At 55.3% G+C, this 26842-nt stretch carries 22 protein-coding genes; 12 read left to right on the top strand and 10 right to left on the bottom strand.

Annotation, left to right across the window (positions count from 1 at the left end; genetic code table 11):
* Nucleotides 1-69: 69 nt before the first annotated feature.
* The 6 genes from ACW9HW_RS17415 to ACW9HW_RS17390 form a co-directional block, all read right to left on the bottom strand.
* Entirely contained in the window at nt 70-495 is a 426-nt protein-coding gene (locus ACW9HW_RS17415) for a RidA family protein (protein WP_095196683.1), read from the bottom strand.
* A 37-nt stretch (nt 496-532) separates the two neighbouring features.
* Nucleotides 533-1798, bottom strand: coding sequence for a flavin-containing monooxygenase (locus tag ACW9HW_RS17410; RefSeq protein WP_457401006.1), 1266 nt, complete (start codon nt 1796-1798; stop codon nt 533-535).
* Between the two features lie 310 nt (nt 1799-2108).
* Nucleotides 2109-3491: an aspartate aminotransferase family protein gene (locus ACW9HW_RS17405; RefSeq protein WP_095196685.1), complete on the bottom strand. Its 1383-nt coding sequence runs from the start codon at nt 3489-3491 to the stop codon at nt 2109-2111.
* Nucleotides 3492-3519: 28 nt separating this feature from the next.
* Nucleotides 3520-4965 carry an APC family permease gene (locus tag ACW9HW_RS17400; protein WP_457401002.1) on the bottom strand — a complete coding sequence of 482 codons (1446 nt, stop codon included), beginning with the start codon at nt 4963-4965 and terminating at the stop codon, nt 3520-3522.
* Nucleotides 4966-5104: 139 nt separating this feature from the next.
* Nucleotides 5105-6160, bottom strand: a complete 1056-nt coding sequence (locus tag ACW9HW_RS17395) for an ABC transporter substrate-binding protein (protein ID WP_207267176.1) — start codon at nt 6158-6160, stop codon at nt 5105-5107.
* A gap of 132 nt (nt 6161-6292) precedes the next feature.
* A complete protein-coding gene (locus ACW9HW_RS17390) occupies nt 6293-7783 on the bottom strand; it encodes an aldehyde dehydrogenase (RefSeq protein WP_457401000.1) in 1491 nt (496 codons plus the stop codon).
* Between the two features lie 244 nt (nt 7784-8027).
* Here ACW9HW_RS17390 and ACW9HW_RS17385 point away from each other — a divergent pair, with 244 nt between their 5' ends.
* Nucleotides 8028-8942 (top strand): LysR family transcriptional regulator, encoded by a 915-nt coding sequence (locus tag ACW9HW_RS17385; RefSeq protein WP_095196689.1) that lies wholly within the window; start codon nt 8028-8030, stop codon nt 8940-8942.
* A 122-nt stretch (nt 8943-9064) separates the two neighbouring features.
* Here the strand turns inward: ACW9HW_RS17385 and argE are convergent, their stop codons facing one another.
* Entirely contained in the window at nt 9065-10231 is a 1167-nt protein-coding gene (gene argE / locus ACW9HW_RS17380) for an acetylornithine deacetylase (RefSeq protein WP_457400998.1), read from the bottom strand.
* A complete protein-coding gene (locus ACW9HW_RS17375) occupies nt 10224-10901 on the bottom strand; it encodes a DUF1028 domain-containing protein (RefSeq protein ID WP_457400996.1) in 678 nt (225 codons plus the stop codon). Before ACW9HW_RS17375 ends, argE begins: the two co-directional genes overlap by 8 nt.
* 600 nt (nt 10902-11501) lie before the next feature.
* Here ACW9HW_RS17375 and ACW9HW_RS17370 point away from each other — a divergent pair.
* The 8 genes from ACW9HW_RS17370 to ACW9HW_RS17335 all read left to right on the top strand — a co-directional run bounded on the left by ACW9HW_RS17370 (nt 11502) and on the right by ACW9HW_RS17335 (nt 20483).
* The gene (locus tag ACW9HW_RS17370; protein WP_457400994.1) at nt 11502-12893 is read left to right on the top strand and encodes a KamA family radical SAM protein; all 1392 of its coding nucleotides are present in this window, start codon (nt 11502-11504) and stop codon (nt 12891-12893) included.
* Between the two features lie 32 nt (nt 12894-12925).
* Nucleotides 12926-14488, top strand: a complete 1563-nt coding sequence (locus tag ACW9HW_RS17365; protein ID WP_457400992.1) for a thioredoxin family protein — start codon at nt 12926-12928, stop codon at nt 14486-14488.
* 43 nt (nt 14489-14531) lie between these two features.
* On the top strand, nt 14532-15452 hold the full coding sequence (locus ACW9HW_RS17360) for a JmjC domain-containing protein (protein ID WP_457400990.1): 921 nt from the start codon (nt 14532-14534) through the stop codon (nt 15450-15452).
* 26 nt (nt 15453-15478) lie between these two features.
* Nucleotides 15479-16438, top strand: coding sequence for an EamA family transporter (locus ACW9HW_RS17355; protein ID WP_457400988.1), 960 nt, complete (start codon nt 15479-15481; stop codon nt 16436-16438).
* Nucleotides 16435-17688, top strand: coding sequence for an ATP-grasp domain-containing protein (locus ACW9HW_RS17350; RefSeq protein ID WP_457400986.1), 1254 nt, complete (start codon nt 16435-16437; stop codon nt 17686-17688). The genes ACW9HW_RS17355 and ACW9HW_RS17350 overlap by 4 nt, the downstream gene beginning before the upstream one ends.
* Before the next feature lie 119 nt (nt 17689-17807).
* Nucleotides 17808-19181: a cysteine--tRNA ligase gene (gene cysS / locus ACW9HW_RS17345; RefSeq protein ID WP_457400984.1), complete on the top strand. Its 1374-nt coding sequence runs from the start codon at nt 17808-17810 to the stop codon at nt 19179-19181.
* 143 nt (nt 19182-19324) lie between these two features.
* A complete protein-coding gene (locus ACW9HW_RS17340; protein WP_457400982.1) occupies nt 19325-20056 on the top strand; it encodes an aminotransferase class V-fold PLP-dependent enzyme in 732 nt (243 codons plus the stop codon).
* Complete coding sequence (locus ACW9HW_RS17335; RefSeq protein WP_457400980.1) at nt 20001-20483, top strand: aminotransferase class V-fold PLP-dependent enzyme; 483 nt, start codon at nt 20001-20003, stop codon at nt 20481-20483. Before ACW9HW_RS17340 ends, ACW9HW_RS17335 begins: the two co-directional genes overlap by 56 nt.
* A 45-nt stretch (nt 20484-20528) precedes the next feature.
* On the opposite strand, the gene hrpB is transcribed toward ACW9HW_RS17335, so the two are convergent.
* Nucleotides 20529-23045, bottom strand: a complete 2517-nt coding sequence (gene hrpB / locus ACW9HW_RS17330; RefSeq protein ID WP_457400978.1) for an ATP-dependent helicase HrpB — start codon at nt 23043-23045, stop codon at nt 20529-20531.
* Between the two features lie 361 nt (nt 23046-23406).
* On the opposite strand from hrpB, the gene ACW9HW_RS17325 reads away from it, so the two are divergent.
* Together ACW9HW_RS17325 and ACW9HW_RS17320 are read left to right on the top strand one after the other, a co-directional pair.
* Nucleotides 23407-23826 (top strand): polyribonucleotide nucleotidyltransferase, encoded by a 420-nt coding sequence (locus ACW9HW_RS17325; RefSeq protein ID WP_095196699.1) that lies wholly within the window; start codon nt 23407-23409, stop codon nt 23824-23826.
* A gap of 23 nt (nt 23827-23849) precedes the next feature.
* The gene (locus ACW9HW_RS17320; protein ID WP_457400975.1) at nt 23850-24743 is read left to right on the top strand and encodes a cation diffusion facilitator family transporter; all 894 of its coding nucleotides are present in this window, start codon (nt 23850-23852) and stop codon (nt 24741-24743) included.
* Between the two features lie 81 nt (nt 24744-24824).
* Here the strand turns inward: ACW9HW_RS17320 and ACW9HW_RS17315 are convergent, their stop codons facing one another.
* Nucleotides 24825-25862, bottom strand: coding sequence for a DUF6515 family protein (locus ACW9HW_RS17315; protein ID WP_457400973.1), 1038 nt, complete (start codon nt 25860-25862; stop codon nt 24825-24827).
* 437 nt (nt 25863-26299) lie between these two features.
* Between ACW9HW_RS17315 and ACW9HW_RS17310 the strand changes: the two genes are divergently transcribed.
* Complete coding sequence (locus ACW9HW_RS17310; RefSeq protein WP_007937367.1) at nt 26300-26779, top strand: Lrp/AsnC family transcriptional regulator; 480 nt, start codon at nt 26300-26302, stop codon at nt 26777-26779.
* The last annotated feature ends 63 nt before the right edge of the window (nt 26780-26842 follow it).

Genomic DNA, 26842 nt, shown 5'->3' with positions numbered 1-26842 from the left:
TCAGTCGACATCAATGTTGAATGATCAACCGCATTCGCGAGCAGGCTCGCTCCCACAGGGGTCACGCCTTCAGTTCGCCTGCCAATCATCCGGGATGACAGCAATCACGTCGATTTCCATCAACCACTGAGGTTGCCCAAGCCCGGAAATCACCAGCCCCGTCGAGATCGGGAAAACACCTTTCAGCCACTTGCCCACGACTTGATAGACCGGCTCGCGGTAACGCGGGTCAATGATGTAGGTCGTGGTTTTGACGATATGGGAAAGATCGCTGCCAGCCTCTTCCAGCAGTTGCTTGACGTTCTTCATCGCCTGTTCGGCCTGGGCACCCGGATCGCCAAGCCCCACCAGGTTGCCTTCGAAATCGGTACCGATCTGGCCCCTGACATACACCGTGTTGCCCGCCCTTACGGCTTGGCAAAGATCATTGTCCAGAGACTGGTTGGGATAGGTGTCTTTGGTATTGAACATGCGAATTCGAGTATGAGTAGGCATCTGCTGGCTCCCCTGAAGCTTGATTGATGATCGATTCTTAACGCTGCGACGGATCCCGGTATTCCAGGTATTGGCGCTGGGTCGCAATGTGGCCGGCGACATGTTTGGCGTCGTGCCAAACGCCCCAGATAAAGCTCGAGCCGCGACGGGACAGCCACGGCAGCCCCACGAAATAAACACCTGGCTCACTCGAGACACCGCGCTGATGACGTGGCTTGCCCTTAGCATCGAACGCGTCGACCTGCAGCCAGCTGTAATCGACGGCGTAGCCGGTGGCCCAAATGATCGAGGTGACTCCCGCCTCGGCCAAATCCAGCTCAAGGATCGGATGGGTGATGCAATCCGGGTCGGGCAGCATGAAGCGGGCTTCGGGTTCTTCCGGCAGATCAAGGCCATTGCGCGCTACGTAGGCATCCGCCGCATCCAGCAGCGACAGGTAGTTCTCGTCTCCGGCAGCGACGTTTCGCGCCAGATCCTGCTGGAACGTCACCACGCCGTCGTTGAAGGATTGGGTCAGACCCACCAGCGTGACGCCCTGCCTGGCGAGCGCACGGAAATCGACAGTCTGCCCGCCACGCGCACCGCTGACCGCGATGGTCACGTGCTCACGGCCTGGCTGCATGACCTCGGCATCCCAGAGCCCCAGAACCCCCAGCCACCAGCAGAAGTCACGGTTGCGATAGGCGCGAGGCGGACGGTCATGCTGGCCGACGGACAGGTAGACCTGTTTACCGGCACGCTGCAGCTCATCAGCGATCTGTACCCCGGAAGAGCCTGCTCCCACCACCAGAACCCCGCCCTCCGGCAATTGCTGCGGATTGAAATACTGGGCCGAATGAATTTGCGTGATCCGCTCGTCTTTCGGGGCAATCGGTGGAATGACCGGACGCTGGAAAGGACCAGTCGCCGCCACCACGCGATTAGCCTCGATCACGCCTTCGGACGTTTCGATGGTGAAGCCGGGGCGATCGGCGTTGCGCACCACTTTTTTGACTTCGACACCGGTACGGATCGGCGCTTCGAACTTCTCGGCATAAGCTTCGAAATAGGCGGCAACGCGATCTTTTGAAGCAAAGGCATCGGGCTCAAGGTCTTCGAACGCCAACCCGGGGAAGCGGTCATGCCAGACAGGACCGTTGGCAACCAGCGAATCCCAACGCCCGGTACGCCACGCCTCAGCAATGCGATTACGCTCCAGAACGAGGTGCGGAACACCGAGCTTGCTCAAGTGCTCACTCATGGCGACGCCAGCCTGGCCGGCCCCGACAACAAGCGTATCTACTTCGATTTTATTAACAGTCATGCCTGTGCCCTTCAGTGAGGCGACTATGGCGCGCCAAGTCGCGACAGATCAGCCGTTTGTTATTAATTGAGTTCCGCTCTTGCGGCGTACTTTTATTGTGTTCGGTTAATGCAAATAGCGAAAATATGATTTTTGTCGTTGTTGCCCAGTAAAAAACTAACTAACAACCCAGCTCTTTATTTGTTCTTTTTAATAGTTATTAACGCAAACCTGTGGGAGCGAGCCTGCTCGCGAAAGCAGTGCATCAGTCGACATCAATGTTGAATGATCAACCGCATTCGCGAGCAGGCTCGCTCCCAAAGTTATTTGTTTAAAGCACGCCGATTTCTTGGGCCGTTCTATCAACAGCAATCTTGGTCTTGGCGATAAGTTCGTCGATTTCACCGCGCGTCGCGATCAATGCCGGCGCCATGATCATGCGGCCCAGCGTCGAGCGGATGATCACGCCTTCTTCAAAACCGATCGTGCGGCAGCGCCAGGCGATGTCACCTTCGTTGGCAAAGCGCTTGCGCGTCGCCTTGTCTTGCGCAAACTGCAACGCCGCCACCAACCCGACACCCTGGATCTCCCCCACCAACGGGTGGTGGCCGAATACTTCGCGCAGGCATTGCTGCAGATACGGGCCGGTGTCGTTCTTCACCTGGGTGACAACCCCCTCATCGCGCAATGCCGTGAGGTTGGCGATAGCCACTGCGGCCGCCACCGGGTGACCGGAGTAAGTCAGGCCGTGGGCAAACACACCGCCCTGCTCCACCAGCACTTCGGCCATGCGCCGGCTCAGAATCAGGCCACCCATGGGGATGTAGCCCGAGGTCAGGCCCTTGGCGATGGACAGGGTGTCCGGCTCGAAATCGAAGTGTTGGTGGGCAAACCACTCGCCGGTACGCCCGAAGCCACCGATCACCTCGTCAGCACACAGCAGAACGTCGTACTGGCGGCAGATGCGCTGGATTTCCGGCCAGTAGCTTTCCGGCGGGAAAATCATGCCGCCAGCGCCCTGGAAGGGTTCGGCGATAAAGGCAGCGACGTTCTCGGCGCCCAGTTCGAGAATCTTCGTTTCCAGTTGCCGGGCTGCACGCAGGCCGAACTCCGCCGGCGTCAGATCACCCTCATGGGCGAACCAGTAGGGTTCATCGATGTGCGCGACATCGGGAATCACCCCGCCCATTTCGTGCATGAACTTCATGCCGCCCAGCGCGCTGGCGCCCAGGGTGGAGCCGTGATAACCGTTCCAGCGACCGATCATGACCTTCTTCTGCGGCTTGCCGAGAATCTGCCAGTAACGGCGCACCGTACGAATCAGCACCTCGTTGGCTTCGGAACCGGAGTTGGTGTAGATCGCGTGGCTGTAGTGCTTGGGCAGCAGGCTGAACAGCAGTTCCGACAACTCGACCACCGCCGGGTGAGTGGTGTGGAAGAACATGTTGTAGTACGGCAACTGCTCCAGCTGGCGAGTCGCCGCGGCGGCGAGATCCTTGCGTCCATAACCGAGGTTGGTGCACCACAAGCCCGACATGCCATCGAGGTAGCGATTGCCGTCGTTGTCCCACAGATGCAGACGCTCACCACCGACGATGACGCGAGGGCCTTCGGCATTCAGCGCTTTCTGATCAAGGAATGCGTGAATGTGGTGTGCGGCGTCGCTCGCTTGATAGTCCCTGGTTTCACGCTGGGGTTTGTAGTCTGTTGTCATCTCTTGTTCTCCTCAATTGAATAACGGTTCAGTTCCCGGACACCGTAGTGAGCGGTGCCACACCAGGCGCATCGTTGCCCTGCGATGTGTGTTGAAGGAGCGGTTCCGGGGTAAACAGCGGCTTGCGCATCACGAATTTGACCCATAGCACGGCAATCACCGATATCACGCCCAGCACCACACCCGCACAACCAAAAATGCGCGCGGTCATCTCCGGTGCCGGAGAGACGTGATAGATAGCGAACAGCATGCCGACGATGCCGATGACTTGTGGCCATGGATAAAACGGTGAACGGAATGGACGTGCCAGATGGGGATAGCGCCGGCGCAAGGCGATCACATCGATGTGAACAATGATGTAGGCCAGCAGCCAGGCAAGCGCGGCAGCCAACAGCAGCAGGCTGATCGCCGCAGAGTCGTGTCCCAGGATCAGGATCGGCAGACCGGTGATCGCCGCGACGAACAGCACTGCCACCCAAGGTGTACGGCCGCGCTTTGTGAGTTGTTTGAACTGCGGGAAGGCCTGGCCGTTTTGCGCCATGCCGTAGAGCATGCGCGGCAAGGCGGCCAGGGACGAATTCACCGTACTGCAAGTCGCGGTGATGGCGGCAATGACCAGAAATAGCTTGCCTGCCTCACCGAAAACGGTGGTTGCGAGCAGATAGTGCGGCAGCGCATCGCTGGCCAGCTGTTCACGCGGGATACACAGCAATGCACCCAGGCAATACAGAGCGATCACGCCGAAGATCACGGTCAAACCGATGGTCATGGCGCGTGGAATGTTGCGCTCGGGGTTGCGCGTCTCTTCCACCAGCGGGCAGACAAACTCGGCCCCGACAAATCCCCAGACGGCCATGGCAGCCAGGGTGATGGCGCCGAACTCCAGCGGGTTCCAGCCCTGATCGAGCGGCAGCTGGAAATCGGCCTGGCCGTTACTCAATGACGCAAGCCCCATGGCGACGAGGACCACGACCATGACCAGCGCCAGGACGTTCTGTAGCTTGGCGAACACATCGATGCCGAACAGGTTCAGCACAGTGAACAGCCCCAGCACGCCATAGGCCACCAGCATGTGCGGAAGGACACCGGGGTAAACCTTGCTGATCACCAGGTCCAGCAGGAGCAGTTCGGCGGAGAGCGCAAACATGGCAACCACCATGTAGCCCGAAAAAGTCGCCAGGATCGCCGGAAAATGCCCGATCGCCACTTCCGTGTAACTGCTGAGGCTGCCCGCCCTGGGAATCATCAAGGCCAGCTCGGAAAACGACCAGGCATAGGTCAGCGCAAGCACATAGGCGATGGCCAGCGGAATGATGAAACCGAAACCGGCGATGCCCGCACCTTGCAGCATCAGCACCATGACGCCCTGGGACACCACGACGCCTATCGCAACAGCCAGCAAGGAGCCCAGCCCCAGGACACGACGCAATCCGCCGGAATTGCCAAGGATGGCGGCGGATGTGTTTGAACTCATGACAATCTCCCCGTGTTTTTGTTGTTGATCGCCTCCACGCGGGAGGCAGGGATGAATGAGCGAGGCCCCGGTTTCCCGGCAGCCTCACGTTTCGCCCATCGCGTCTCATCCTGGAATCGCGATGGGCGACCCGAACGGCTTAGCGGGCCGCCCAGGCGTTGAAGCGTTCCTCCAGCTCTTCGCCGTGATCGACCCAGAAGGTGGCATCCACCAGTTGCCCCTCGGCCAGATTGGCCTGGGCCGTGGGCAGCTGGGACAGCGTGTCGGCCGGCAGCTGCGCCAGCACGTCCTTGCGGATCGGGCCGTAGGGAATCTGCGTGGAGAAGGACTTCTGGCCGCTCGCCTGGCTGGCGAACACAATGAAGCGCTCGGCAAGCGCCTTGTTCGGGCTGCCGCGAACGATGGCCCAGTGATCAGGATCGTAAAGGTGGCCGTTCCATGAAATGGCGAGTTTCGAGCCTTCCTTTTGTGCGACTGCGATACGGCCGTTGTAGGCGGCCGACATGACGACGTCGCCCGCCGTTAGCCATTGAGGGGGTTGGGCACCGGCTTCCCACCACTGAATCGAAGGCTTGATCTGGTCAAGCTTGTGAAACGCCCGATCCACCCCTTCCTTGGTCCCCAGCACTTTGTAGAGGTCAGCTTGTTTGACGCCATCGGCGAGCAGCGCCACTTCCAGTGTGTATTTGGCGCCCTTGCGCAAGCCGCGCTTGCCTGGAAACTGCTGCAGATTCCACATGTCTGCCCAGGAGGTCGGCGTCGCGGCAACCTTGCCTGAGTTGTAGGCGAGTACCATCGACCAGACGTAACTGGCCACACCGCACTCGCTGACCGCGCCAGGCAAATAGTTGCCCGCTTCGCCGATCAGTCCCGGGTCCAGCCGCTCGAACAAACCCTCTTCGCAGCCGCGCAGGAGCTCGGGGCTTTCAACTTCGACAACGTCCCAACTGACCTGGCCCACATCCACCATGGCCTTCACTTTGGAAAGTTCGCCGCTGTACTCGCCGACTACAACTTTGCCAGCACCGCTTTTTTCAAAGGGTTTGAAGTAAGCACCCTCTTGCGCGGCCTTCGTCGCGCCACCAAACGAAATAACCGTAAGACTTTCCGAATGGGCGGCGAGTGGCACAGTGAATGTAAGTAACGCGGTTAAACCCGCGACCGCTGTAACGCTCGAAGACGAATATCTGAACATAGAAGCTCCCTCACTTTTTAATTGTGATTAGTTACTGAGGCAGTCACGACCACGCGGCCGCAAACACGCGCATGACCAGCCGCGCGAGGACATCTTTTTATTGTTAATTCGCAATCAAACTATCAAGTCAGCTCAACGCAATTGAAACCAGGTTGTTTTCAGCTGGGTATATTTATCGAACGAGTGCAGCGACAGGTCACGGCCGAAACCCGACTGTTTGCCACCCCCGAACGGCACGGTCACATCCAGGGCATCCACGGTATTGACCGACACAGTGCCCGCCTTCAGAGCGCGAGCGACGCGATGCGCGCGATTCAGATCATCGCTCCATACCGAAGCGGCGAGCCCATAGATGCTGTCGTTGGCCAGTTGCACCGCCTGCTCTTCGGTGTCGAAGGTGGAAATCGCCAGCACCGGCCCGAACACCTCTTCACGTGACAGGTGCGAATCGTGGGGGACGTCGGAAAAAATCGTCGGCTCGATGAAATTGTCGGAGCCATTGAAGCTCAAGCGACGACCGCCAGTCAGCAGCCTCGCCCCGTCTTCCCTGGCGCGCTCGATAAAGCTCATCACACGCGAGGCCTGGCCCGCATCAACGATGGCGCCCGCCGGGCTCGCAGGGTCCAGTGGATCGCCAGGCATCCACCCTTTGGCTTTTTCCAGAAGCCGCTCGATAAACTCATCCTTGATCGAACGCTGCACATAAAGGCGAGAGTTGGCCGAGCAGACTTCCCCCTGGTTGAAGAAGATGCCGAATGCGGCTTTCTCTGCCGCGAGGTCCAGATCCTGGCAATCGTCGAACACCAGGCTCGGGCTCTTGCCACCACACTCAAGCCAGACCTGCTTGAGGTTCGATTGCGCCGAGTACTGCATGAAGTATTTGCCCACCTGGGTCGAACCGGTAAACACCAGGCAATCGACATCAGGGTGCAGGCCCAGCGCCTTGCCGGCGGACTCACCCAGCCCGGGCAGCACATTCAGCACGCCTGGCGGCAAACCGGCTTCCAGGGCCAACTCCGCCAGACGCAATGCCGAAAAGGGTGATTGCTCGGCAGGCTTGAGTACCACGCTATTGCCGGCAGCCAAGGCCGGCGCCAGCTTCCAGGCGGCCATGTCGAGCGGGAAGTTCCACGGCACGACCGCCGCGACGACACCCAGTGCTTCACGGGTGATGGTCGCCAACGCCGATGACGCGGTGGGCGCGACCTGGTCGTACAGCTTGTCCAGCGACTCGCCATACCAGGCCAATACATGGGCGGCGCCCGGGACGTCGATGTTGTAGGCATCCATCACCGGCTTGCCCATGTTGAGCGAATCCAGCAGCGCCAGCTCTTCACGGTGCGCAAGAACAAGTTCAGACAGACGCAGCATCACCCGCTTGCGCTCGACCGGCGCCATGCGTGCCCAAGGTCCTTCGTTGAAGGCCCGGCGCGCACTGCGAACCGCCAGCTCCACTTCCACTTCGCCACAGGCAGCGACACGGGCCAGCAACTGATTGGTCGCAGGGTTGATGGAATCGAATGTTGCGCCTGAAGAGGCAGATACCTGCCGGCCATCGATCAAGGCTTTGTCTGAGAAAGTTTGCCGGGCAGCTCTTTGCTGCCAATAGTCGAGGTCGAACACGCTACGCTCCCTTTACGACCGCCAGGGTGGTCGGGGTAGTTGGTCGGGGTAGATATCAGTGGTTGGAGAGATAGTGCGTCAACCGTGCCCAGAGGAAAATTATTAAAAATATGCTCCGGGTATAAGAAAAAACTGGGCAAGCGCTGGACCAGTCCGGAACCGTCATAGGGTAAGGTTCAGTCAAGCATTCGCGCGACAGGAGCCATCCCGGCTCTCACCGCAAGCAGAGCAAAAAGAGGTGCGTGTGGCTTCCTATACCTTGCGACAACTCAAGTACTTCGTCACCACGGTAGAAGCCGGCAGCGTGGCGCAGGCTTCGAGACAGCTCTATATCGCGCAACCATCGGTTTCAACGGCGATCAAAAGCCTGGAGGAGTCGTTCAATGTCCAGCTGTTCATCCGCCACCATGCCCAAGGCGTTTCCCTGACACCCACCGGCACGCGTTTCTATCACAAGGCGCAAGAGCTGCTGCGCATGGCCAGGGAGTTTGAGCAGAATGCGTTGGCCGATAACGATACGGTGTCCGGACAGATCGACATCGGTTGCTTCGAGACGGTTGCCCCGCTGTACTTGCCACAGCTCATTGCAGACTTTCGCAAGCTGTATCCGGGCGTGGACATTCGCATTCGCGACGGCGAGCAGCAGGAGCTGGTCCAAGGTTTGACCGCAGGCACTTTCGACGTCGCCTTCCTCTACGATCACGGGCTCGACAGCACCATAGAAACCACGCCACTGATGCCACCGCAAAAACCCTACGTCCTGCTGCCTGAAGGGCATCGTTTTGCTGATCAGAAGGAGGTATCGCTGAGGGATCTGTGCGGGGAGCCGATGATTCTTCTCGATGTGCAGCCGAGCCGAACCTACTTTGTCAGCCTGTTCCACGAACTGGAACTGACGCCGAACATCGTGTTCAGCTCGCCTTCGATCGAGATGGTGCGCGGCATGGTCGGTCAGGGATTCGGCTTTTCCATCCTCGTGACCCGCCCGCATTCGGAATGCACTTACGATGGGAAAAAGGTGGTGACGGTCGATATCAAGGAACCGGTCTCAACCTCCGGACTGGCTTGCGCCCGCCTCAAACGCAATCAACTGACCAAGCCTGCGCAATTGTTCGTGGACTTTTGCCGCGAGCAGTTGAGCCAGAAGGTTGCTCATTGAAATCGACCCGCTCCTCTTGTGGGAGCGAGCCTGCTCGCGAAGTCGTCGGCACACCCGACATCAATGTGCCTGCCACTCCGCTTTCGCGAGCAGGCTCGCTCCCACAGGGTTCGGGGGACCCCTTAAATGACAGCGTCACACAAATAATCAGCCAATCGAATCAGCATCGCATCACAGCCATTCAACTGTTCCAGCGCGATGAACTCGTCGGGCTTGTGCCCTTGATCCATGCTCCCAGGGCCGCAGACCACTGTGGGAATTCCGACCTGATCGAACAGACCGCCCTCGGTCCCAAAGGCCACTGTGCCAAAGGCTGAAGACTGGCTCAGGATCGCCAGCAGGCGCGCCGCCTCGCTCTCGGGTGAAGTCGCCAAACCGGGATAGGCACTCAACGGCCGCAGTTTGATGTCGGTGTCCGCCTGCACGGCCCGCATCCTGGGCAACAATTGTTCCTCGGCGTAAGTCTGCAACTGGCTGGCCACGTCCTGGGCATCGAAGTCAGGCAGCGCCCGCACTTCAAAATCGAATTCGCATTCAGCCGGAACAATGTTCAGCGCCCGGCCCCCCTTGATGACACCCGTTTGCACCGTTGAATACGGCGGATCAAAACGCTCGTCATGGCGATCGGGATGCGCGAGTTCGGCCCCGATTGCGCCCAACCGACCGATCAGCTGCGCGGCGTATTCGATCGCGTTGACGCCATAAGGCGCATAGGCGGAATGGCAAGCAGCACCGCGCACTTCGCAGCGCATCGCCAGTTTGCCCTTGTGACCCAGCACAGGCTTGAGCTCGGTTGGTTCGCCGATCAGACAGAGCCTGGGTTTGTACGGCCGTTTCTGCAACTTGGCAAGCATCGGCCTTACCCCCAGGCATCCCACTTCTTCATCGTATGAAAACGCCAGATGCACTGGGGCAAGAAGCGGCCGCCGAACAAAGACCGGCACCGCCGCGAGCACCGAGGCGATGAACCCTTTCATATCAGCCGTGCCGCGACCGTAGAGGCGCCCATCCTTTTCCGTCAATTGAAAGGGATCAACCGTCCAGGCCTGCCCCTCAACCGTCACCACATCAGTGTGACCGGAGAGCACTACCCCGCCGGACTTCAGCGGGCCAATGGTCGCGAACAGATTGGCCTTGGTGCCTTCTTCGTTATAAAGGAGCTCACTCTCAACTCCATGCCCGGCCAGATACGCCTCGATGAAGCGGATCAATTCGAGGTTGGAGTCCCGGCTGACAGTGGCGAAACCAACCAGGCGTTCCAGAAGGTCGCGGCTGGAGGCATTACTCATCCCCAGGCACTCCATAGCTCGGCGCAGCCGTCGGATTGAGCGCGCGGGTCAGGTAGTCCTGCATTTGCGGTCGATACGCCTGCCAGAGCCCGTCCAGCTGTCCGATGGGATCTTCCTCGGCCCAGTCGACCCGCAAGTCGATGATGGGCCACGTGTAGTCGCCCACCACTTTGAGCGCCGCGGAGTGAACCGGTCCCGCCTCACCACCGGCAGCCATGGCCGCGTGCATGGCAGCCAGCAAACGATCGGCCAACTGACCGGGCTCGGCTTCGAACGCCGCGACCATGGCTTCGATGACCCGCACATCGCTGAGCAGATTACCCGCCGCGACACACTGCTCGCCTTTCACCGCGTTATGCACGCCCAACGACTCCTTGCCGCTGAAGCATGCAATCCGGCCTGACGCATCGATCACCGTGACCTGCCGGTACTGACTCCACCCGTTGGAATTGAGCGCCTTGTCCAGCGCCGCGCCGGCCTCCAGATGCTGGTGCTCCAGCAAATCCAGTATCTGCGCTCCCAACGCCGGCAACGTAATGTTCTGCGTAGAGACAGCCCCGACACCCGCCCGCGCCCAAGGGCAACGCGCGCCTACCGCAATGCTTGAAGAACTGATGGCAATACCGAGCTGCCCGGTTTCAGGGCAACGCCCGATAATTGAGAACGTCATGGCTCACTCCTTAGGTTTCCTGTGCATGCGGATTCGTATTCTGTTCATGCACAGGAAAGGGAGAAAGCAGGTTTTTTGTGGCTTTGGGGTAGGAAAAAACTGGCTATGGGGTGCCGGTGGATAACAAGAACAGAACACAGCACACACTTTCCGCCCATCATCCCAGGTGAACATCAACAGCGATATCGCTTGCTGGATCACCCTGCCGTCACGCGTTCGGCTGCTCTAAGTGGTAAATCGCCAAAAAACATAAACGCTTATATCTTATTTACGGTTAGTCACAAACACCGACCTCGTGACGACCTGCAATATCACTTTAGGCCTGCACTGATCTATACATTACAAATAGGACAACACTTATCACCGCCCCCCAAAAAACGACCACTCAACAATAAAAAATGTTTCACGCGACTCACAGGGAAACAATTTCACTTACTCGTGAAACAATTCCAAAACCAACAATAAAACCCAACATCTACAATCAACATTATTCAGTTACACATCCCCATTCAATTCAAGCATATTCAGACTTGCCTCCCGACAAAGTACTGCTATTGTTCTCGCCGTCTTCGAACCAGGGCGCGACCAAGGCACAACACAATGACAAATACAAACCACGATACAGTTGCACCTATCGTTCTGACCAACTCATCTGCACCCGAAAATAAAAAACCAGCCACACAAGACTCAACCGCCCGATACAACTTTCGGAACGATGCATTCTGGCAACAACTGCCAATCTGGAAAGAAGTTGACTCAAAACTTTTTCACAACCATCTATGGCAAGAAAAAAATGCAGTCACGAGTATCTCGAGCTTGGAGCAGTTGATCAAAAATCAAGTTACCGATGCCTTCTTGAAAGACCTTGAAGACGGGCACAGACTCGCACCGATGTCTATCAGACTTACCCCTTACATTCTATCGTTGATTGATTGGAACAACGCCCTTTGCGACCCCCTCCGGCGCCAGTTCTTACCACTTGCTTCGGAAATGGAACCAGACCATCCGTTGCTGAAGTTAGACCCTATGGGCGAACAAGACGATTCACCAGCATCCGGGATTACCCATCGTTATCCGGATCGCGTCCTGTTCCTGGCAACACATGTATGTCCGGTTTACTGCCGGTACTGTACACGTAGTTATGCCGTTGGCCTTGATACTGATAGCATTACAAAAAAGAAAATAAATAGTTTAACCGAACGCTGGGAGCCCGCATTCCGGTACATAGAATCGAATAACAACATCGAGGATGTTGTTATCTCCGGGGGCGATGCGTATCGACTCAAAGCTCGGCAAATAACCGAAATTGGCGAGCGCTTGCTAAACACTCCCCATATAAGACGTATGCGATTCGCAACAAAAGGGCTGGCTGTGCTCCCTATGAAAATCGAGACAGATCTTGAGTGGACGGACGCAATCTCAAGGCTTTCTGACCAAGCCCGAAAAATGGGAAAGTCAATTGCCATACACACGCATTTCAACCATTCAAACGAAATAACCGCCATCACCGCCAGAGCGCTCGGCATCTTATATGAGAGAGGAGTGGTGGTGAGGAATCAGGCGGTCATGTTAAGAGGTGTTAATAACACAACGGAAGAAATACAACGACTAAATCAATCTCTCGCCTACTTAAACATCAGACCGTACTACGTATTTCAAGGCGATATGATTCGCGGTGTAGAAACGCTCAGAAACAGTATCAATGAAACCATAGAACTAGAAAAAGCCACAAGAGGAATGATTGCAGGCCATAACACGCCTAACTTTATAGTAGACCTGCCAGGTGGAGGTGGTAAACGCGACATACATAGCTATGACTACCAAGACAAAACATTGGGCATAACTGTTTATAGCGCACCGGCGGTAAAAAAGGACAAATTATTTCTTTACTGCGACCCGCTCCATACTTTATCGCCCAGTGCTCAGTCATTCTGGACTGACCCGGCAGCTCGCGCCGAGCTGATAAAACACCTGCAAGAGCGTGTGAAATAAATACAAAATACAACCGAGGCGAGATCAGAAAAATGGCAAAATACAATAAGATAGATTGGACACTTCACACCAACTATTCAAAAGCTATAGAGTCTTCAAAATCAACTGGCAAACCAATACTGATTTATTTCCATAGCGAATCATGCGAGGGATGCAAGCGTTTAGAAACATCCGTATTCAATGACCTTCAACTTATTGCAGCTGTCACAAACTATACAATTCCGGTTTGGGTTGAAGTAGAAAACCCTGGACCGAATCCACGGGTATCCGAACTCGTCGGCAGTCATATCTTTATCATGTCGCCAGTCCTGCAACTTATCTCCAGCGATGGGGATATTTATCATAAGTTTCTGGGTGCACCATTACACACACGTCTCGATCTTGGTTATTGCCGAGTTCACCACGATGTGCCCGGAGACATATCCGCCAACGATACCGTGGCTCAATTGTCAATCGGATTAGCGAAGCAGGCTATGTCTTCTTTCCACTATTGCGCGGCAGATTCATTGCTGAGAAAAGCATTGACTCAGTCCGCACCTGGAAGCGTGACAACACAAGAGGCCGAATACTGGTTGCCGGTTGCACAAGACCGCGGTCGGTACCCAGAAGACGTGATGCCAGCAGAAGCAATCGCACAAACTGCTATCGTGAGTGAAGTACGACGGTTCTGCGAAATTCTAGTCCAAGTGCCCGACCAAGAACTCATGGCTGACTGGCCCGGCGCACAGGGCGAAGGAGGTTGGGTTCATTACACCGACTGCTTGCGCGAGTTATGCCTGGGGGTTTTTCAGATGCTGAAAGACGTCGCGACTGAGGCTGGGCATGAACGTGCTGCACAAGAACAAAATCTGAGTCGAGCCCAGATGATAATTCGTGATTGGCAAATCGCGTTCCGAGAGTTGCAAGGCACTCTTATTGGATTAAATACGACTGAATACGATCAGCAACATCTTCATCAGAATTTCACGCTCGGGAAACAAAGGACAATCAGAAACAATATCGTCCATTGCGTAATGGCAGAATTCTGGGCTCATGCCCCCGCCATTCGGGCGACTCTGGAAGCCAGTCGATCCAGTTCAAACTACAAAGCCGGTGTCAGTCCGACGCTCACCAATTGGGAAAAGTATGGTCCCCCTCCTCACAACTTCGGTAGCATCCAGTCCCTCCTTACGCTGTGGGAAAAGCGACACCACCAGTTAGTGGAGGAGTTTTCCGGCATCTCAGACACCGAACTCGAAGCGACCCTAAGCTGGTGGGAAGACTCTGCAGTATCGGTAAGGTTTCGCCTTTGCCGATTAGGCTGGCACTTTCATGACCACGCCTCTGTAATCGAAACAATCTGTCAACGCATTGGCCACGAACGTACAGAAACGGAGCTTCTTGCCAAGCTGCTGTTTAATGCACTTGGGCGCGCCGAAGGTGAAATGATCGGGTTACCCCGAGAAACTCAGGACAGGCTCTTTTCCAATGCCACTTACCAACTAAAAGAACGAAGCGATGAGCTGTTTGAGGTTTATAACAAATACATCAAAAACAGCGAAAATGCATCGCCGAAAGATACATCGACCAAACAAGTCGAGCGAATCACTGCCTAAAAATTCGGCGCGCAGAGCGCGCCGAACCTGCCCAGGAAAAACCATGAACATTATCCAACAGATGTTTGGCGTACATAACGAGTATTTCCTAGAAAAACACTGGCCGACACTTCCCTACGTATTACAAGGGGACATGAATCGATTTACAGAGCTATCATCACTGGAAGAATTGCATGACATCGAGAAATTACTCAGTGTTCTGAACGACTCTGTGGACTTGCTGTTCCCTGGAGGAAAACGAATTTCTGTATCCGATAAATTCGAGGCTTTATCCGCACACACCAATGGCGAGGCGATGATTTACATAAAAAACATGGAAGTCATCCCCGCTATTTCTTCGGCATGTGACGACCTGGCCCATACACTTGCTGTTCCTAGACAGTACGTCAGCTGCGAAGCGTTTGCAGCTAACCGAGATGTGGAGGTTGCAACTCATTTCGACCATGAAACTAACTTCATGATCCAAATTAAAGGCGAAAAAACCTGGCGCTTTGCAGAAAACACCTCGCTTCCCGATCCGATATACCCTTACTTTCCAAACAACCCCAACAGATTTTATCAAAACGGTAGACATCCATATACAGGCGCTCAGTTACCACGCGAAATGCCCACTAAGAATGAAGAACATCTTGTGCGCCCCGGAACGACTACTTTCATGCCTCGAGGATACTGGCACAGCACCACTTCCCATGAAGACTCCTTCTCCATTGGCTTTGTTATAAACCCTCCCACCATCGCAGATATTATTTCTTATGCTGTATTGGAGCAATTACATGCCGTGGAGTTCCTGCGGGCACACCCACTTGAAACCCAGCCCATGAAGAACGACGACATTATATTAAATGCCATTCAAGAGGGACTCAACAAGATGAAAAACCTATCAATCGAACTCTCTTCAGAGGAGTTGTTACACAGATACAAATCATCAAAAAAAGGAAACACAAGAACGTTATCACCCATATAACCAACTTCATTAGTGAAATCCCCACGATGAACACCACACGAATTTTTCTGACGGGAATCTCCGCACTACTACTGGTAAACGTAATAGATGGCGCAAAGGAGGTTTACTTCGGAATCATACTGCAAAGTCTCGATAGCACCGTAGTGGCATTCATATTATTCACTTTTGCTTGGCCAATATTTTTTTTGCTTCATGCTATCAACCCGCAATTCACAAGCAAAAAAAGCCAGTCAATAAAATATAGAAAACACATTCACCGTCTATTACTAACCCTGAACTTCAGCTCGGCAGCATTATGGATCTCATTTACATTTTCATTAAAGTGGCTTGAGCCAGCAGTCGTTAGCGCACTGATAGGGGGTATAGGCATAATAGCAACACTGACACTGATCAAATTCATCCGTCCATCCACAACCCTAATCGGCGCCGACTATATCGCAACTACCATAATAGCCGCAGCCAGTATCTATCTGGCCTGGATATCGACTAACGGCCATACCGCACTAGAGGAGAAACTTGACTCCCAGCAAGTCATAGAGGGCTATTTCGCAATGATTATTTGCGGCATAGCCATGGCGTTTATATCTATTACATCCAAAAAACTCGCAGACCATGGAGTATCAAGTCGCTTCATCTACGCTCATCGCTTTTACCTGCTACTAATAATTACGGGCGCATATTCACTGCACAATCAAAACGAGTTACACAAGGCACTTGAACATACCGTACCGCTATTCTGCTTAAGCACTCTTGGCGTTGTTCTGCCGCTTCTTCTACTGCAAGAAGGAGTCAAACGATGTGAACCGATTACCACGCAAGCAGTTTTAGCGGCGGCTCCGTTTTTCACAGTTATGTTCCAGTTATTTGATTCAAGACTCGAGTTTTCAGAATTTAGCCTTGCAGGCATCGTAATTATCTGCCTGGCGGCCGCCCATAATAGCCACTCCCACTTAAAAACAAATCAACAGCAAGGAAACCAAACATGAGATACGCGGTAATCGTCGATGCTTACTCAACTGGCGCATATCTGGCTGATGAATTGAAGCTCTATGGAGTAACTTGTATTCATGTTCAATCCACACCTGAAATCCTACAATACGGTGTGGACAGCTTTAAACCTGGAGATTTTGCTCATAAATTTATTGCAACACAAGATATCCAGAAATTAAAAAGCTCTTTAGCTGCATTTCAACCCGAATTTGTAATCGCCGGAGGAGAATCCGGGGTCGAACTTGCAGATCGGCTCAGCGAGTTGCTTGGAACACCAGGTAATGGCACGGCCCTTTCTCCCACCCGTAGAAATAAATGGCAAATGGCAATGCACTTGCATTGCAATGATATTCCCGCGGCACGCGTTTCCCTGATCGAAAACGTGAAAGATGCCGATAGCCTTGCTGAATCTCTGGGAGGCTGGCCCATAGTGATAAAGCCCGTCAACAGCGGTGGTGCTGAGGGTGTTCATTTTTGCGGTGATGCGGTTGAAGTACACGAATCGGTGACCATGGAGCTAGGAAAGTTAAACCAGCTAGGACATGTCAACGATCACCTTCTTGCCATGGAGTACTTGGCAGGACAGCAGTATTTGGTTCAAGCAGTATCAAGAGATGGAAAACACTTCATATTCGAGATCTGGCGAGACACAAGGAAACGGGTATTGGGGGCGGGAGTGGTCAATGACAGGGAGGTATTGATCGATCCTCTATCTGACGAGGCCGCGCCTATCATTCGCTATGTGAATCAATGTCTGGATGCATTCGGAGTATCAATCGGCCCATCGTTCCTCGAAATAATGGTGACCGAAAAGGGTCCGATTCTTATCGAATGGGCAGCGAGAATGATGGGGACTCAAGAACTGACGACGATATCGAAAATATGCGGAGTTAACTGCATCAATCTTTGCGCGGCATGTTATGCAGACTCAACAGCCTTTTATTCAATGTTGCACGATGCTAAACGCGCACATTTACAATTTGAAGTCATCGCCATGATAAATTCCGTATCCGGCACCGTACACCATCGTCGATGGCTGGATGAGCTTTCTGCTCGACCGAGTTTTCAAAAAATGATCCGGGCTCCAAAAGTCGCTGACACCGTTGCGCCAACAATTAATATATTTACAAACTATGGCTTCATCTATTTAGCACACGAAGACCCAACTGTAATTGATGATGACTATCTCTGGATTCGAGCAAAAGAATCGGAAAAAGGTGGGTTCTTCGATGTAACGCCAACATAACATTCAACACTCAACCTAACTCAGTGTAATACCTCACAGACCCAGCCAGCAAACAGCCTCGACAACGCATCCAACTCTATTCACCCATCAAAAATAACCACCCCCATAAGTCCTGAACAATGAAACTATTCAACACACTGAGCAGGTCAGTGGAACAATTCAAACCTATTACTGAGCTAAAGGTCGGCATCTACGCCTGTGGCCCTACGGTCTACCACTATGCGCACATAGGAAATATGCGCACCTATATCTTTCAAGACATACTAACAAAGTCTTTTAGACATTTCGGTTACTGCGTGCAACACGTAATGAATATTACCGATGTTGGTCACCCACAATCAGATGCCGATTCTGGAGACGACAAACTCATGTTAGGAGCTGCCCGTGAAAATAAGACACCTTTTGAAATAGCTCGTTTTTACGAAGATGAATTTTTCCGACATAGTCGTATGTTAGGTATCCGACGCCCTGACGTTGTTTGCCGGGCAACCGAACACATCAGCGACATAATCTCAATGATTGAGTGCCTTATAACAAAAGGAGTCGCTTATCTGAGCGCAGGAAATGTTTACTTTAACGTCGCAAAGTTCCCAACCTATCACGAGCTCGGGCGACTGAGACTGAAAGAACAACAAGCGACAGATAGAGTTACTCACGATCCTTTAAAATGCAATCAGTCTGATTTCGCATTATGGTTCTCAACCTCCAAATACCCTAATCAGGTAATGAAGTGGGAGTCTCCATGGGGATCAGGATTTCCAGGCTGGCACATTGAGTGCTCAGCCATGGCCAGTAAAATTCTCGGAGAGCATGTAGACATCCATTGCGGTGGTGTAGACCATATCAGTGTGCACCACTCTAATGAAATTGCACAATCGGAATCCTGCTTTGGTCATCGCTGGGTCAACTACTGGTTTCACTGTGAGTTTCTCAATATTGATGCAGAAAAAATGTCAAAATCCAAGGGCGAGTTACTCACAGTTGATACTCTAACCGCCAGGAACTATGACCCTTTAGCTTTTAGATATCTCGTTTTAGGCTCCCATTACAGGAGCCCAATGATGTTTACGTGGGAAGCTTTGGACTCTGCAACCACAGCACTGCTAAAACTTCGAAATCGAGTCCTTGCCATTCAAAAAAAAGGTACCGTGAGCGGATCCACACATTCTCAGCACTACGATACTTACTTGGATAGATTCTTTGGACATCTAAAAAACGATCTGCACACGCCCAGCGCAATTGCAGAACTTTGGTCAGTTATTAAAGCTGACAAATTGAACGATGCAGAGCGAATTGACCTGTTAAGCGTATTCGATAAAATTTTGGGCATTGGTCTATTCCAGAATGACTCCATTGATTCAAGCGAAGAGTACGCCCCACTAATTGCCGCAAGAAACGCGGCGCGCTCAGCAAAAAACTGGACTGAAGCAGACCGCATTAGAGACCTCCTACTGAAACAGGGGATACAAGTCAAAGACACGAAACACGACTGAGCACTTAGCGTACTGACAGGTAGATCCAAACATTTAGGAGTGTGTATACATTGGACATAAACTGCATCCGGCAACAATTCTCGGTTTTTTCCGACATAAACCTAAAGAATTCTATTTTTCTAGATGGTGCTGCGGGAACCCAAATGTGCACACGCTCTGTTGATGCCAGCGTTAAAGCCTGTATCAATCACAATGCCAATTTGGGAGGTCATTTTATGACCTCTTCAAGAGCCGGGACTGAAATAGAAGAGGCACGAAAAGCCTCTGCGCACTTCTTCAACGCATATGAGACCGAGGAGATTATTTTTGGTCAAAACATGACGACGCTCACTTATAACATATCGCGATGCCTGGGACGCAGCCTGAAGCCGGGAGACGAAATAGTTCTTACTCAATCAGATCACGAATCCAATATTTCACCATGGCTAGAGCTGGCCAATGATTCCGGACTTATTGTAAAGTGGCTACCTTTTAATCTTTGCACTTACGGTTTTGATGCCAGTATTGCGACCTCTATTATTAATGACCGCACCAAAATTGTTGCCTTGAATTACGCCAACAATGTAACCGGAACAATCAACGACATTGCACAAGTATCCACAATAGCCAAAAAATTTGGTGCACTTGTTTATGTTGATGCCGTTCATTTTGCCCCACACGGCATTTTAGACGTTCAGTCCCTGGGCTGCGATTTCGTTGTTTGCTCATCTCACAAGCTTTACGGACCTCATCAAGGCATCCTATGGGGACGTCTGGATCTACTAGAATCTCTACTGCCCTACAAACTCCGCCCTACTATTAACAAGCCTCCATATAAATTTGAAACCGGCACAAAAAAATGGAGAAGCAATCGCTGGACTTTTTGGCGCAATTGAACACCTGAAGTGGATAGGCAAGGAATTCGGCGGATGCGCAAAGCATTCCGGAGTACGTGAGCAGATAGTCGCCGGAATGACATCAATCATTAAACATGAAACTTGCCTTCTAAAAAAAACCATCAAAGGCTTACAGGCCATGGAATTCGTTACAATCCATGGGTATACCGCCCCTTCAACGCTCCATCTAAGAACACCAACGATTTCCTTCACCGTACATTCAGTGCGCAGTGAACTCATTGCTCTACAACTGGCGAAAAAGGGCATTTTTTTATGGCATGGCAATAACTTCAGCCCGGAAACCATCAAACAATTGAAGCTTGATGATCAAGACGGCGTGATCAGAGTAAGCATTTCCCAATATACGTCAGAAGACGATATAGAGCGATTTCTCTCAGCAATGTACACACTTCGCCCGAACACCTGAGTTAAAGGTAATGCCTCACACCACAAGTGAGTCATTCCTCCCTGATCACTTACGCGGCTTGATGCGTGCAGTGGCCTCAGCCACCAACGGGTCATCCGGCCAATAGTGTTTCGGGTAGCGCCCCTTCAAATCTTTCTTCACCTCGGCGTAAGTGCTGCGCCAGAAGTTCGCCAGGTCCTGGGTCACCTGCACCGGTCTGCGCGCCGGGGACAGCAAATGCAACTTCACCACTTGCCGGCCACCGGCGATGCGCGGGGTTTGCGCCAGGCCAAACAGTTCCTGTAACCGCACCGCCAGGATCGGCGGCTGCTCGCTGTAATCCAGACGAATCGACGACCCCGAGGGCACGCTCAAGTGATGTGGCGCCAGTTCATCGAGCCGTTGCGGCAGCGGCCACGGCAGCAGGTTGTGAACGATGCTCGACAGGTCGAGATTGGCGAAGTGACTGAGCCGCGAAACTTTGCCCAGGTACGGCATCAGCCAGTGTTCGAGGCTTTTGAGCAGTGCGGCGTCGCTGACATCCGGCCATTCGCTTTCAGCCTTGCTGGCCAAATCCAACTGGCGCAGCAACGCGACCCGCGCTTGCCACTGTCGCAGTTCCGGGGTCCACGGCAACAGCTCCAGGCCTTTGCGCCGCACCAGATTCACCAGTGCCTGGCTGCGGGCGGTTTCGTCGAGCCCGGTCAGGGGTTCACGGCTGAGGATCAACTCACCGACCTTGCGTTGGCGTTCGGCGCGCAACACGCCTTCGCGTTCGTCCCAATCCAGTTGATCGACGCAGCGCACCTGCTCGGCCAGCACCGAATCGAACAATTCAGGATCGAAATCCGCCGCCAGGTAAATCCGCTCTTCACGTTGACCCTGTCGGCTGCCGAGGTCGGCGATGACCAGCCACGGTTGCTTCATCAGGCTGTCCGCTTCGGCGAACAGCGCGGCGCGGCCGTTGGCCAGTCGATATTCGGCGCCCCCGGCCCGGCGTTGCTGGGCCACGCGATCCGGATAGGCCAGCGCCAATAGCGCGCCGAGCCAGCGCGGATGGTCGGGATCGCTGACCGGCTCCGACGCCTTGCCGCGCAGATAACCGCGATACTGTCGCGCCAGTTGCCGGGCACGTTGTACACCGCCCTGAGCGCCACGTGCCGCCCGCTCTTCGCCGGACACCCGCGTCAGTCGACTGTGCAGATCCGCCCCGGCGCCGCGCAGGATGTCCCGCTCGCCGAGCAGCGCCGCGACGTCGCAGGCCATGTCCGCCAGCCCCAGCGCCTGCCCGCGCAACAGCAAATGGGCGATGCGCGGATGGGCCGGCAATTCCGCCATGGCCTGACCATGACGGGTCAACGCTTCGCCTTCCAGGGCGCCCAGGCGTTCGAGCAGATCCTGCGCCTGTGCATAGGCCGCGGCCGGTGGCACGTCGAGCCAGACCAACTGTCCCGGCGCTACGCCCCAACGGCCGAGTTGCAACGCCAGCCCGGCAAGGTCGGCAGAGAGAATTTCCGCACTGCCGTAGGCCGCCAGTTGTTCGTGCTGATCCTGCGACCACAGGCGATAACACACGCCCGGCTCCAGTCGCCCGGCGCGGCCCGCGCGTTGCGTGGCGCTGGCCTTGGAAATGCGTTGTGTGTCGAGGCGGGTCATGCCGCTGCCGGGATCGAAACGCGGCACCCGCGCCAGCCCGGCATCGATCACCACCCGCACACCGTTAATGGTCAGGCTGGTCTCGGCGATGTTGGTCGCCAGCACCACTTTGCGTTTGCCTTCGGGTGCCGGATCGATCGCCGCTCGCTGCGCCGACAGGTCCAGTTCGCCATGCAGCGGGCAGAGCAAAATCTGTGTGTTCTCACCCAGCGCGTCGGCCAATTGTTGATGCACGCGACGGATTTCCGCCTGCCCGGGCAGGAACACCAGCACGCTGCCGGTTTCATCGTTCAAGGCTTCGAGAACGGTCTGCACCAGTCGCGGTTCGATGAACTCACCGGCCTGGAACGGTCGACCCCAGCGCATCGCCACCGGGTACATGCGGCCTTCGCTACGCAGGATCGGTGCATCGTCAAGCAACCCGGCCAGGCGCTCGCCTTCCAGAGTGGCGGACATCAACAGGATTTTCAGCGGTTGCTCATCACGGAACAGCTCCCGGCCATTGAGGCTCAGGGCCAAGGCCAGATCGGCGTCGAGGCTGCGTTCGTGGAATTCGTCAAAGATCAGCAGTCCCACACCTTCCAGCGCCGGATCGTCCTGCAAACGCCGGGTGAGGATGCCCTCGGTGACTACTTCGATGCGTGTTTTGGGGCCAACCTTGCTGTCGAGCCGAATGCGATAACCCACGGTCTCGCCGACCTTCTCCCCCAGTTCACTGGCCAGCCGTTCCGCCGCCGCCCGCGCCGCCAACCGGCGCGGTTCAAGCATCAGGATGGTCTGCCCGGACAGCCATGGCTCATCGAGCAAGGCCAGGGGCACCCGGGTGGTTTTACCGGCGCCGGGCGGTGCTTCGAGCACGGCTTCGTGGCGTGTAGCGAGGGCTTCACGCAGGGCGGGTAAAACTTCATCAATCGGCAAAGAAATCATGCTGGCTCCCCAGGGCGTGCCCACAGTAAATTGCGAGTCGCGTTGAAGCTGTGGGCGTGCCAGGCAAGGCGCGGGGCGCAGGTAAGGGTCGTTTCCTTGCCAAGTCCCGCAACGCAGCATGGCGCGTCCACAGCTTCAGCCCGGAGGGCCGAACCCCGATAACATTCATCAGCCGTGACGCGTTGTCGATCTGAAAAAAACAACATCAATCCTCAACAATCCCAGTGGGGGTGAGACGCGGCCGAAATTTACTGTGGGCACGCCCTGCCGGGCCGAGTATAACGGCGAACTGCCGGGCGTTCGTCAGGGTCTTAATTCATACCGACGACGTTTCGTATTGAGATTACTCAGGAGATTTCCTATGCGTGTTCCCTTTCGCCTGATTGGCGGTGTATTGATCGCGACCCTGCTGACCCAGGTCACCGCGTGCGGTTCGATTTTCTACCCGGATCGCCGCGGCCAGATCGACGGCAAGATTGACCCGGCCATTGCCGTGCTCGATGCCGTGGGCCTGTTGTTCTACATCATCCCCGGCCTGATCGCGTTTGCCGTGGACTTCGCCACCGGCGCGATTTACTACGCGCCGGGCGAGACCGCCCAAGTGGCGCCGGAAAAACTCAAGGAAGCCATCGGTGCCGACGGCAAGGTCGATAACCTCAAGTTGCAGACTATTCTGGAGCGTGAAACGGGTCGCCGCTTCCCGCTGGACGATCCACGCCTGATCCAGCACAAGGGCAGCACCCAGCAACTGGCCCTGTTGGGCCTGCAACCGGCCGCGTAAGCGCTCAAGGAAACGCCGCACTCATGATCTCCAGCTCCGAACACGCCCGCCTGCTGCGGCTGGCGACCCGTGCCTCGGTGGCGGTGGCCTGTACGCTGATCATCGCCAAGGCCATTGCCTGGTGGTTGAGTGGTTCGGTGAGCATGCTCGCCGGGTTGACCGACTCGGCACTCGATGGCGTGACATCGCTGCTCAACCTGCTGGCCGTGCATTACGCCCTGCGTCCTGCCGATGACGATCATCGCTACGGCCATGGCAAGGCGGAATCACTGGCCGGCATGGCCCAGGCCCTGTTCATTGGCGGCAGTGCGGTGCTGATTGCGTTGCAGGCATTCGACCGGCTCAAGCATCCGGAGCCGGTGGACGCGCCGTGGATCAGCACCGGGGTAATTGTGTTCTCGCTGGGCCTGACCCTGGCACTGCTGATGTTGCAGCATCGGGTGGTCAAGGCCACCGGCTCCAACGCGGTGCGCGCCGACTCTCTGCATTACCGCTCGGACTTGTTGCTCAATGGCAGTATTTTGGTGGCACTGGTCCTGGCCGGGGTTGGCTGGCATCAGGTCGATGCCTGGTTCGGCCTCGGGATCGCCGCCTACATTTTCTGGAGTGCGACTCGGATCGCCCGGGAAAGCTTCGCGGTGCTGATGGATGAAGAACTGCCACCGGATGTCAGCCAGCATATGCTGGAGCTGGCCTGCAGCGTGCCGGGCGTTTTAGGCGCCCATGACTTGCGCACGCGGATTTCCGGTAACCAGTGGTTCGTGCAGCTGCACCTGGAATTGCCGGGGGAGCTGACGCTGTCGGTCGCCCACGGCATCAGCGATCAAGCCGCCGATGCGATCCACGCCGCCTATCCGCGGGCCGAAGTGCTGGTGCACGCCGATCCTATGAAAGCAGCTCCAAGCGCCAAGCTTTAAGCTGCAAGCCAGAAGCCTAATTCGTACAGCTTGTAGCTTGTAGCTTGTAGCTTGTAGCTTGTAGCTTGTAGCTTGTAGCTGCTACTGAACTTGATAGCCGCGACTGCTCAGGCAATTGCCCTGTGCCTGGCGGTAGGTTTGCACCACTGACGGGGCGGGTTGATAAGTCGCGGTTCGCGGATCGAAGCCACTCTGCTGCACCGCGTATTGATAGCACTCGTAACCGTCCTGATTGACCTGCTCCTGCGACTGGCCGCTGGCAGGGTATGCCACCACGTCGTAACCGTTGCTGACCGGTTGCGGCTGCACGGTGTTCATGGGTGGCTCGACCACGACGTAATCCTGGGTGCTGTCCTGCCAGGCGTAATACGACCCGGCGGCAAGGAACAGCACCGACCCACCGATCAAGACTTGCTCGGCGTAGTCAGGCAGATAGCGGACCCGGATCCCGCGCGGCGGCTCGACCACCACATAGCGCGGGCCCAACGGGCGATACCAATAGCCACCGGAATAGTAGTAATCCATGCCACGGTATGGCACGCGATAGTCGCGATCCGGGAAGCGGTCGATCACATGACCGGGCCGATACTGCGGGCCGGGGCCCCAACCGTTGCTGCGCCCAGGCCCCCGAGGGTCATTGGACGGTGCGCCTATATAGCCGTTCCAGTGCTGGTTGGGATCATTGCGCCGCGGCTGGTCCTGGTAGTAACCACGCCGTGGCTGTTGAGCCTGTTGCACGGTGTCGGGCCGACCCTGGATGGGTAAATCGTTAGCCGGCAGTTGCGGCGGTGGCGGTGGTGGCCGAACCGGGTTGTTGAAGTCGGGCTGCGGACGGCTCTGCCATTGGCCGCCATTCTGATTCTGGGCATTGTTTTGATGACCGTCGCGCTCGAACTGGCGACTGTTGTCGCCTCGAATGATGTCGTTGTTCTGCTGGCGTGGCTGATTGTTGCCACCACGGCCCTGACTATTGTCGCCCTGATGGCCACCGTCCCCGTGCTGCCCACCCTCGGCCCCCCGGTTCTGCGGCTCATCGGCTTGCGATTGCGCAGCGACACTGACCTCAACACCGATAATCAGCAAACCAACACCGGCCAAACGCCAGATGCGCGACTTCATGCTTTTCCTCATTGCGGGTTAGGGCCTGTAGGTAAGACTGGCGATGCATTGGCCGGTTCTGCAACAGGTTATCAGTCGCGCAACTTATTTATTGAGGGTGGCCGATCAAATTCCAGGCAAAGAAAAAGGGGAGACCCGTCGGCCTCCCCTTGAGAACTTCGTCCGTGCTCGACGCTTTTGACGTCGGCTCACCTCACGCCGTCTTCTGGACAGTGTGTAGCTCGGGGGCCGGCTCATCCCCTGTGGGAGTGGCGACCGCAGCTGGCCTGTTTGGGCGAGCCGCACTGGACTGTTTGTCCGAGCAGTGATTCTGGTGATAAGAATAGGCTGGGAGCGCCGACAGAGGATTGCGAAGATTGCTCAAATAAACATCACTTGCGCAATTTTTAACCCTGGATAGATAATCTGCCGCAATAGATACGACAAGGGACCGTTTGATGAGCAAACTCGACCGTTATGACCTGAGCATTTTGGCTGAATTGCAGCGCGACGCGCGCATCTCCAATCAGGAGCTGGCCGAACGCATCGGCCTGTCCCCTTCACCCTGCTCGCGTCGGGTCAAGCAACTGGAGGATGACGGCTACATTTCCCGCCAGGTCGCCCTGCTCGACCGCAAGATGCTCGGCCTGAGCCTGACGGCCTACGTGCTGATCGGCATGGACCGGCACACGCCGGAGCGTTTCGAGAACTTCGAAGCGGCCATTCGTACCTTGCCGCAGGTACTGGAATGCAGCCTCGTGACCGGGATGGATGCCGACTATCAACTCAAGGTCGTGGTGCCGGACATGGACCATTACCAGAAATTGTTGCTGGGGCATCTGACGCGGATTGAAGGGGTGACCAGCGTGCGGTCGAGTTTTGTGTTGAACCAGGTACTCAATAGCACCGAACTACCTTTGACTCATCTGCGTAGCTGAGGACGCCTTCGCGAGCAGGCTCGCTCCCACAATGGATCTTCAGTGCATGTGAGATCCCTGTGG

The organism is Pseudomonas sp. SDO5532_S415 (genome assembly GCF_054071155.1).
Note: the sequence above shows the minus strand (reverse complement) of the source record. Positions and strands in the feature narration are given on the sequence as shown.

Coding starts and splice junctions, on each gene's coding strand:
- ACW9HW_RS17415 (WP_095196683.1), bottom strand. CDS start 495: ATGCCTACTCATACTCGAATTCGCATGTTCAATACCAAAGACACCTAT.
- ACW9HW_RS17410 (WP_457401006.1), bottom strand. CDS start 1,798: ATGACTGTTAATAAAATCGAAGTAGATACGCTTGTTGTCGGGGCCGGC.
- ACW9HW_RS17405 (WP_095196685.1), bottom strand. CDS start 3,491: ATGACAACAGACTACAAACCCCAGCGTGAAACCAGGGACTATCAAGCG.
- ACW9HW_RS17400 (WP_457401002.1), bottom strand. CDS start 4,965: ATGAGTTCAAACACATCCGCCGCCATCCTTGGCAATTCCGGCGGATTG.
- ACW9HW_RS17395 (WP_207267176.1), bottom strand. CDS start 6,160: ATGTTCAGATATTCGTCTTCGAGCGTTACAGCGGTCGCGGGTTTAACC.
- argE (WP_457400998.1), bottom strand. CDS start 10,231: ATGAGTAATGCCTCCAGCCGCGACCTTCTGGAACGCCTGGTTGGTTTC.
- ACW9HW_RS17375 (WP_457400996.1), bottom strand. CDS start 10,901: ATGACGTTCTCAATTATCGGGCGTTGCCCTGAAACCGGGCAGCTCGGT.
- ACW9HW_RS17370 (WP_457400994.1), top strand. CDS start 11,502: ATGACAAATACAAACCACGATACAGTTGCACCTATCGTTCTGACCAAC.
- ACW9HW_RS17365 (WP_457400992.1), top strand. CDS start 12,926: ATGGCAAAATACAATAAGATAGATTGGACACTTCACACCAACTATTCA.
- ACW9HW_RS17360 (WP_457400990.1), top strand. CDS start 14,532: ATGAACATTATCCAACAGATGTTTGGCGTACATAACGAGTATTTCCTA.
- ACW9HW_RS17355 (WP_457400988.1), top strand. CDS start 15,479: ATGAACACCACACGAATTTTTCTGACGGGAATCTCCGCACTACTACTG.
- ACW9HW_RS17350 (WP_457400986.1), top strand. CDS start 16,435: ATGAGATACGCGGTAATCGTCGATGCTTACTCAACTGGCGCATATCTG.
- cysS (WP_457400984.1), top strand. CDS start 17,808: ATGAAACTATTCAACACACTGAGCAGGTCAGTGGAACAATTCAAACCT.
- ACW9HW_RS17340 (WP_457400982.1), top strand. CDS start 19,325: ATGTGCACACGCTCTGTTGATGCCAGCGTTAAAGCCTGTATCAATCAC.
- hrpB (WP_457400978.1), bottom strand. CDS start 23,045: ATGATTTCTTTGCCGATTGATGAAGTTTTACCCGCCCTGCGTGAAGCC.
- ACW9HW_RS17325 (WP_095196699.1), top strand. CDS start 23,407: ATGCGTGTTCCCTTTCGCCTGATTGGCGGTGTATTGATCGCGACCCTG.
- ACW9HW_RS17320 (WP_457400975.1), top strand. CDS start 23,850: ATGATCTCCAGCTCCGAACACGCCCGCCTGCTGCGGCTGGCGACCCGT.
- ACW9HW_RS17315 (WP_457400973.1), bottom strand. CDS start 25,862: ATGAAGTCGCGCATCTGGCGTTTGGCCGGTGTTGGTTTGCTGATTATC.
- ACW9HW_RS17310 (WP_007937367.1), top strand. CDS start 26,300: ATGAGCAAACTCGACCGTTATGACCTGAGCATTTTGGCTGAATTGCAG.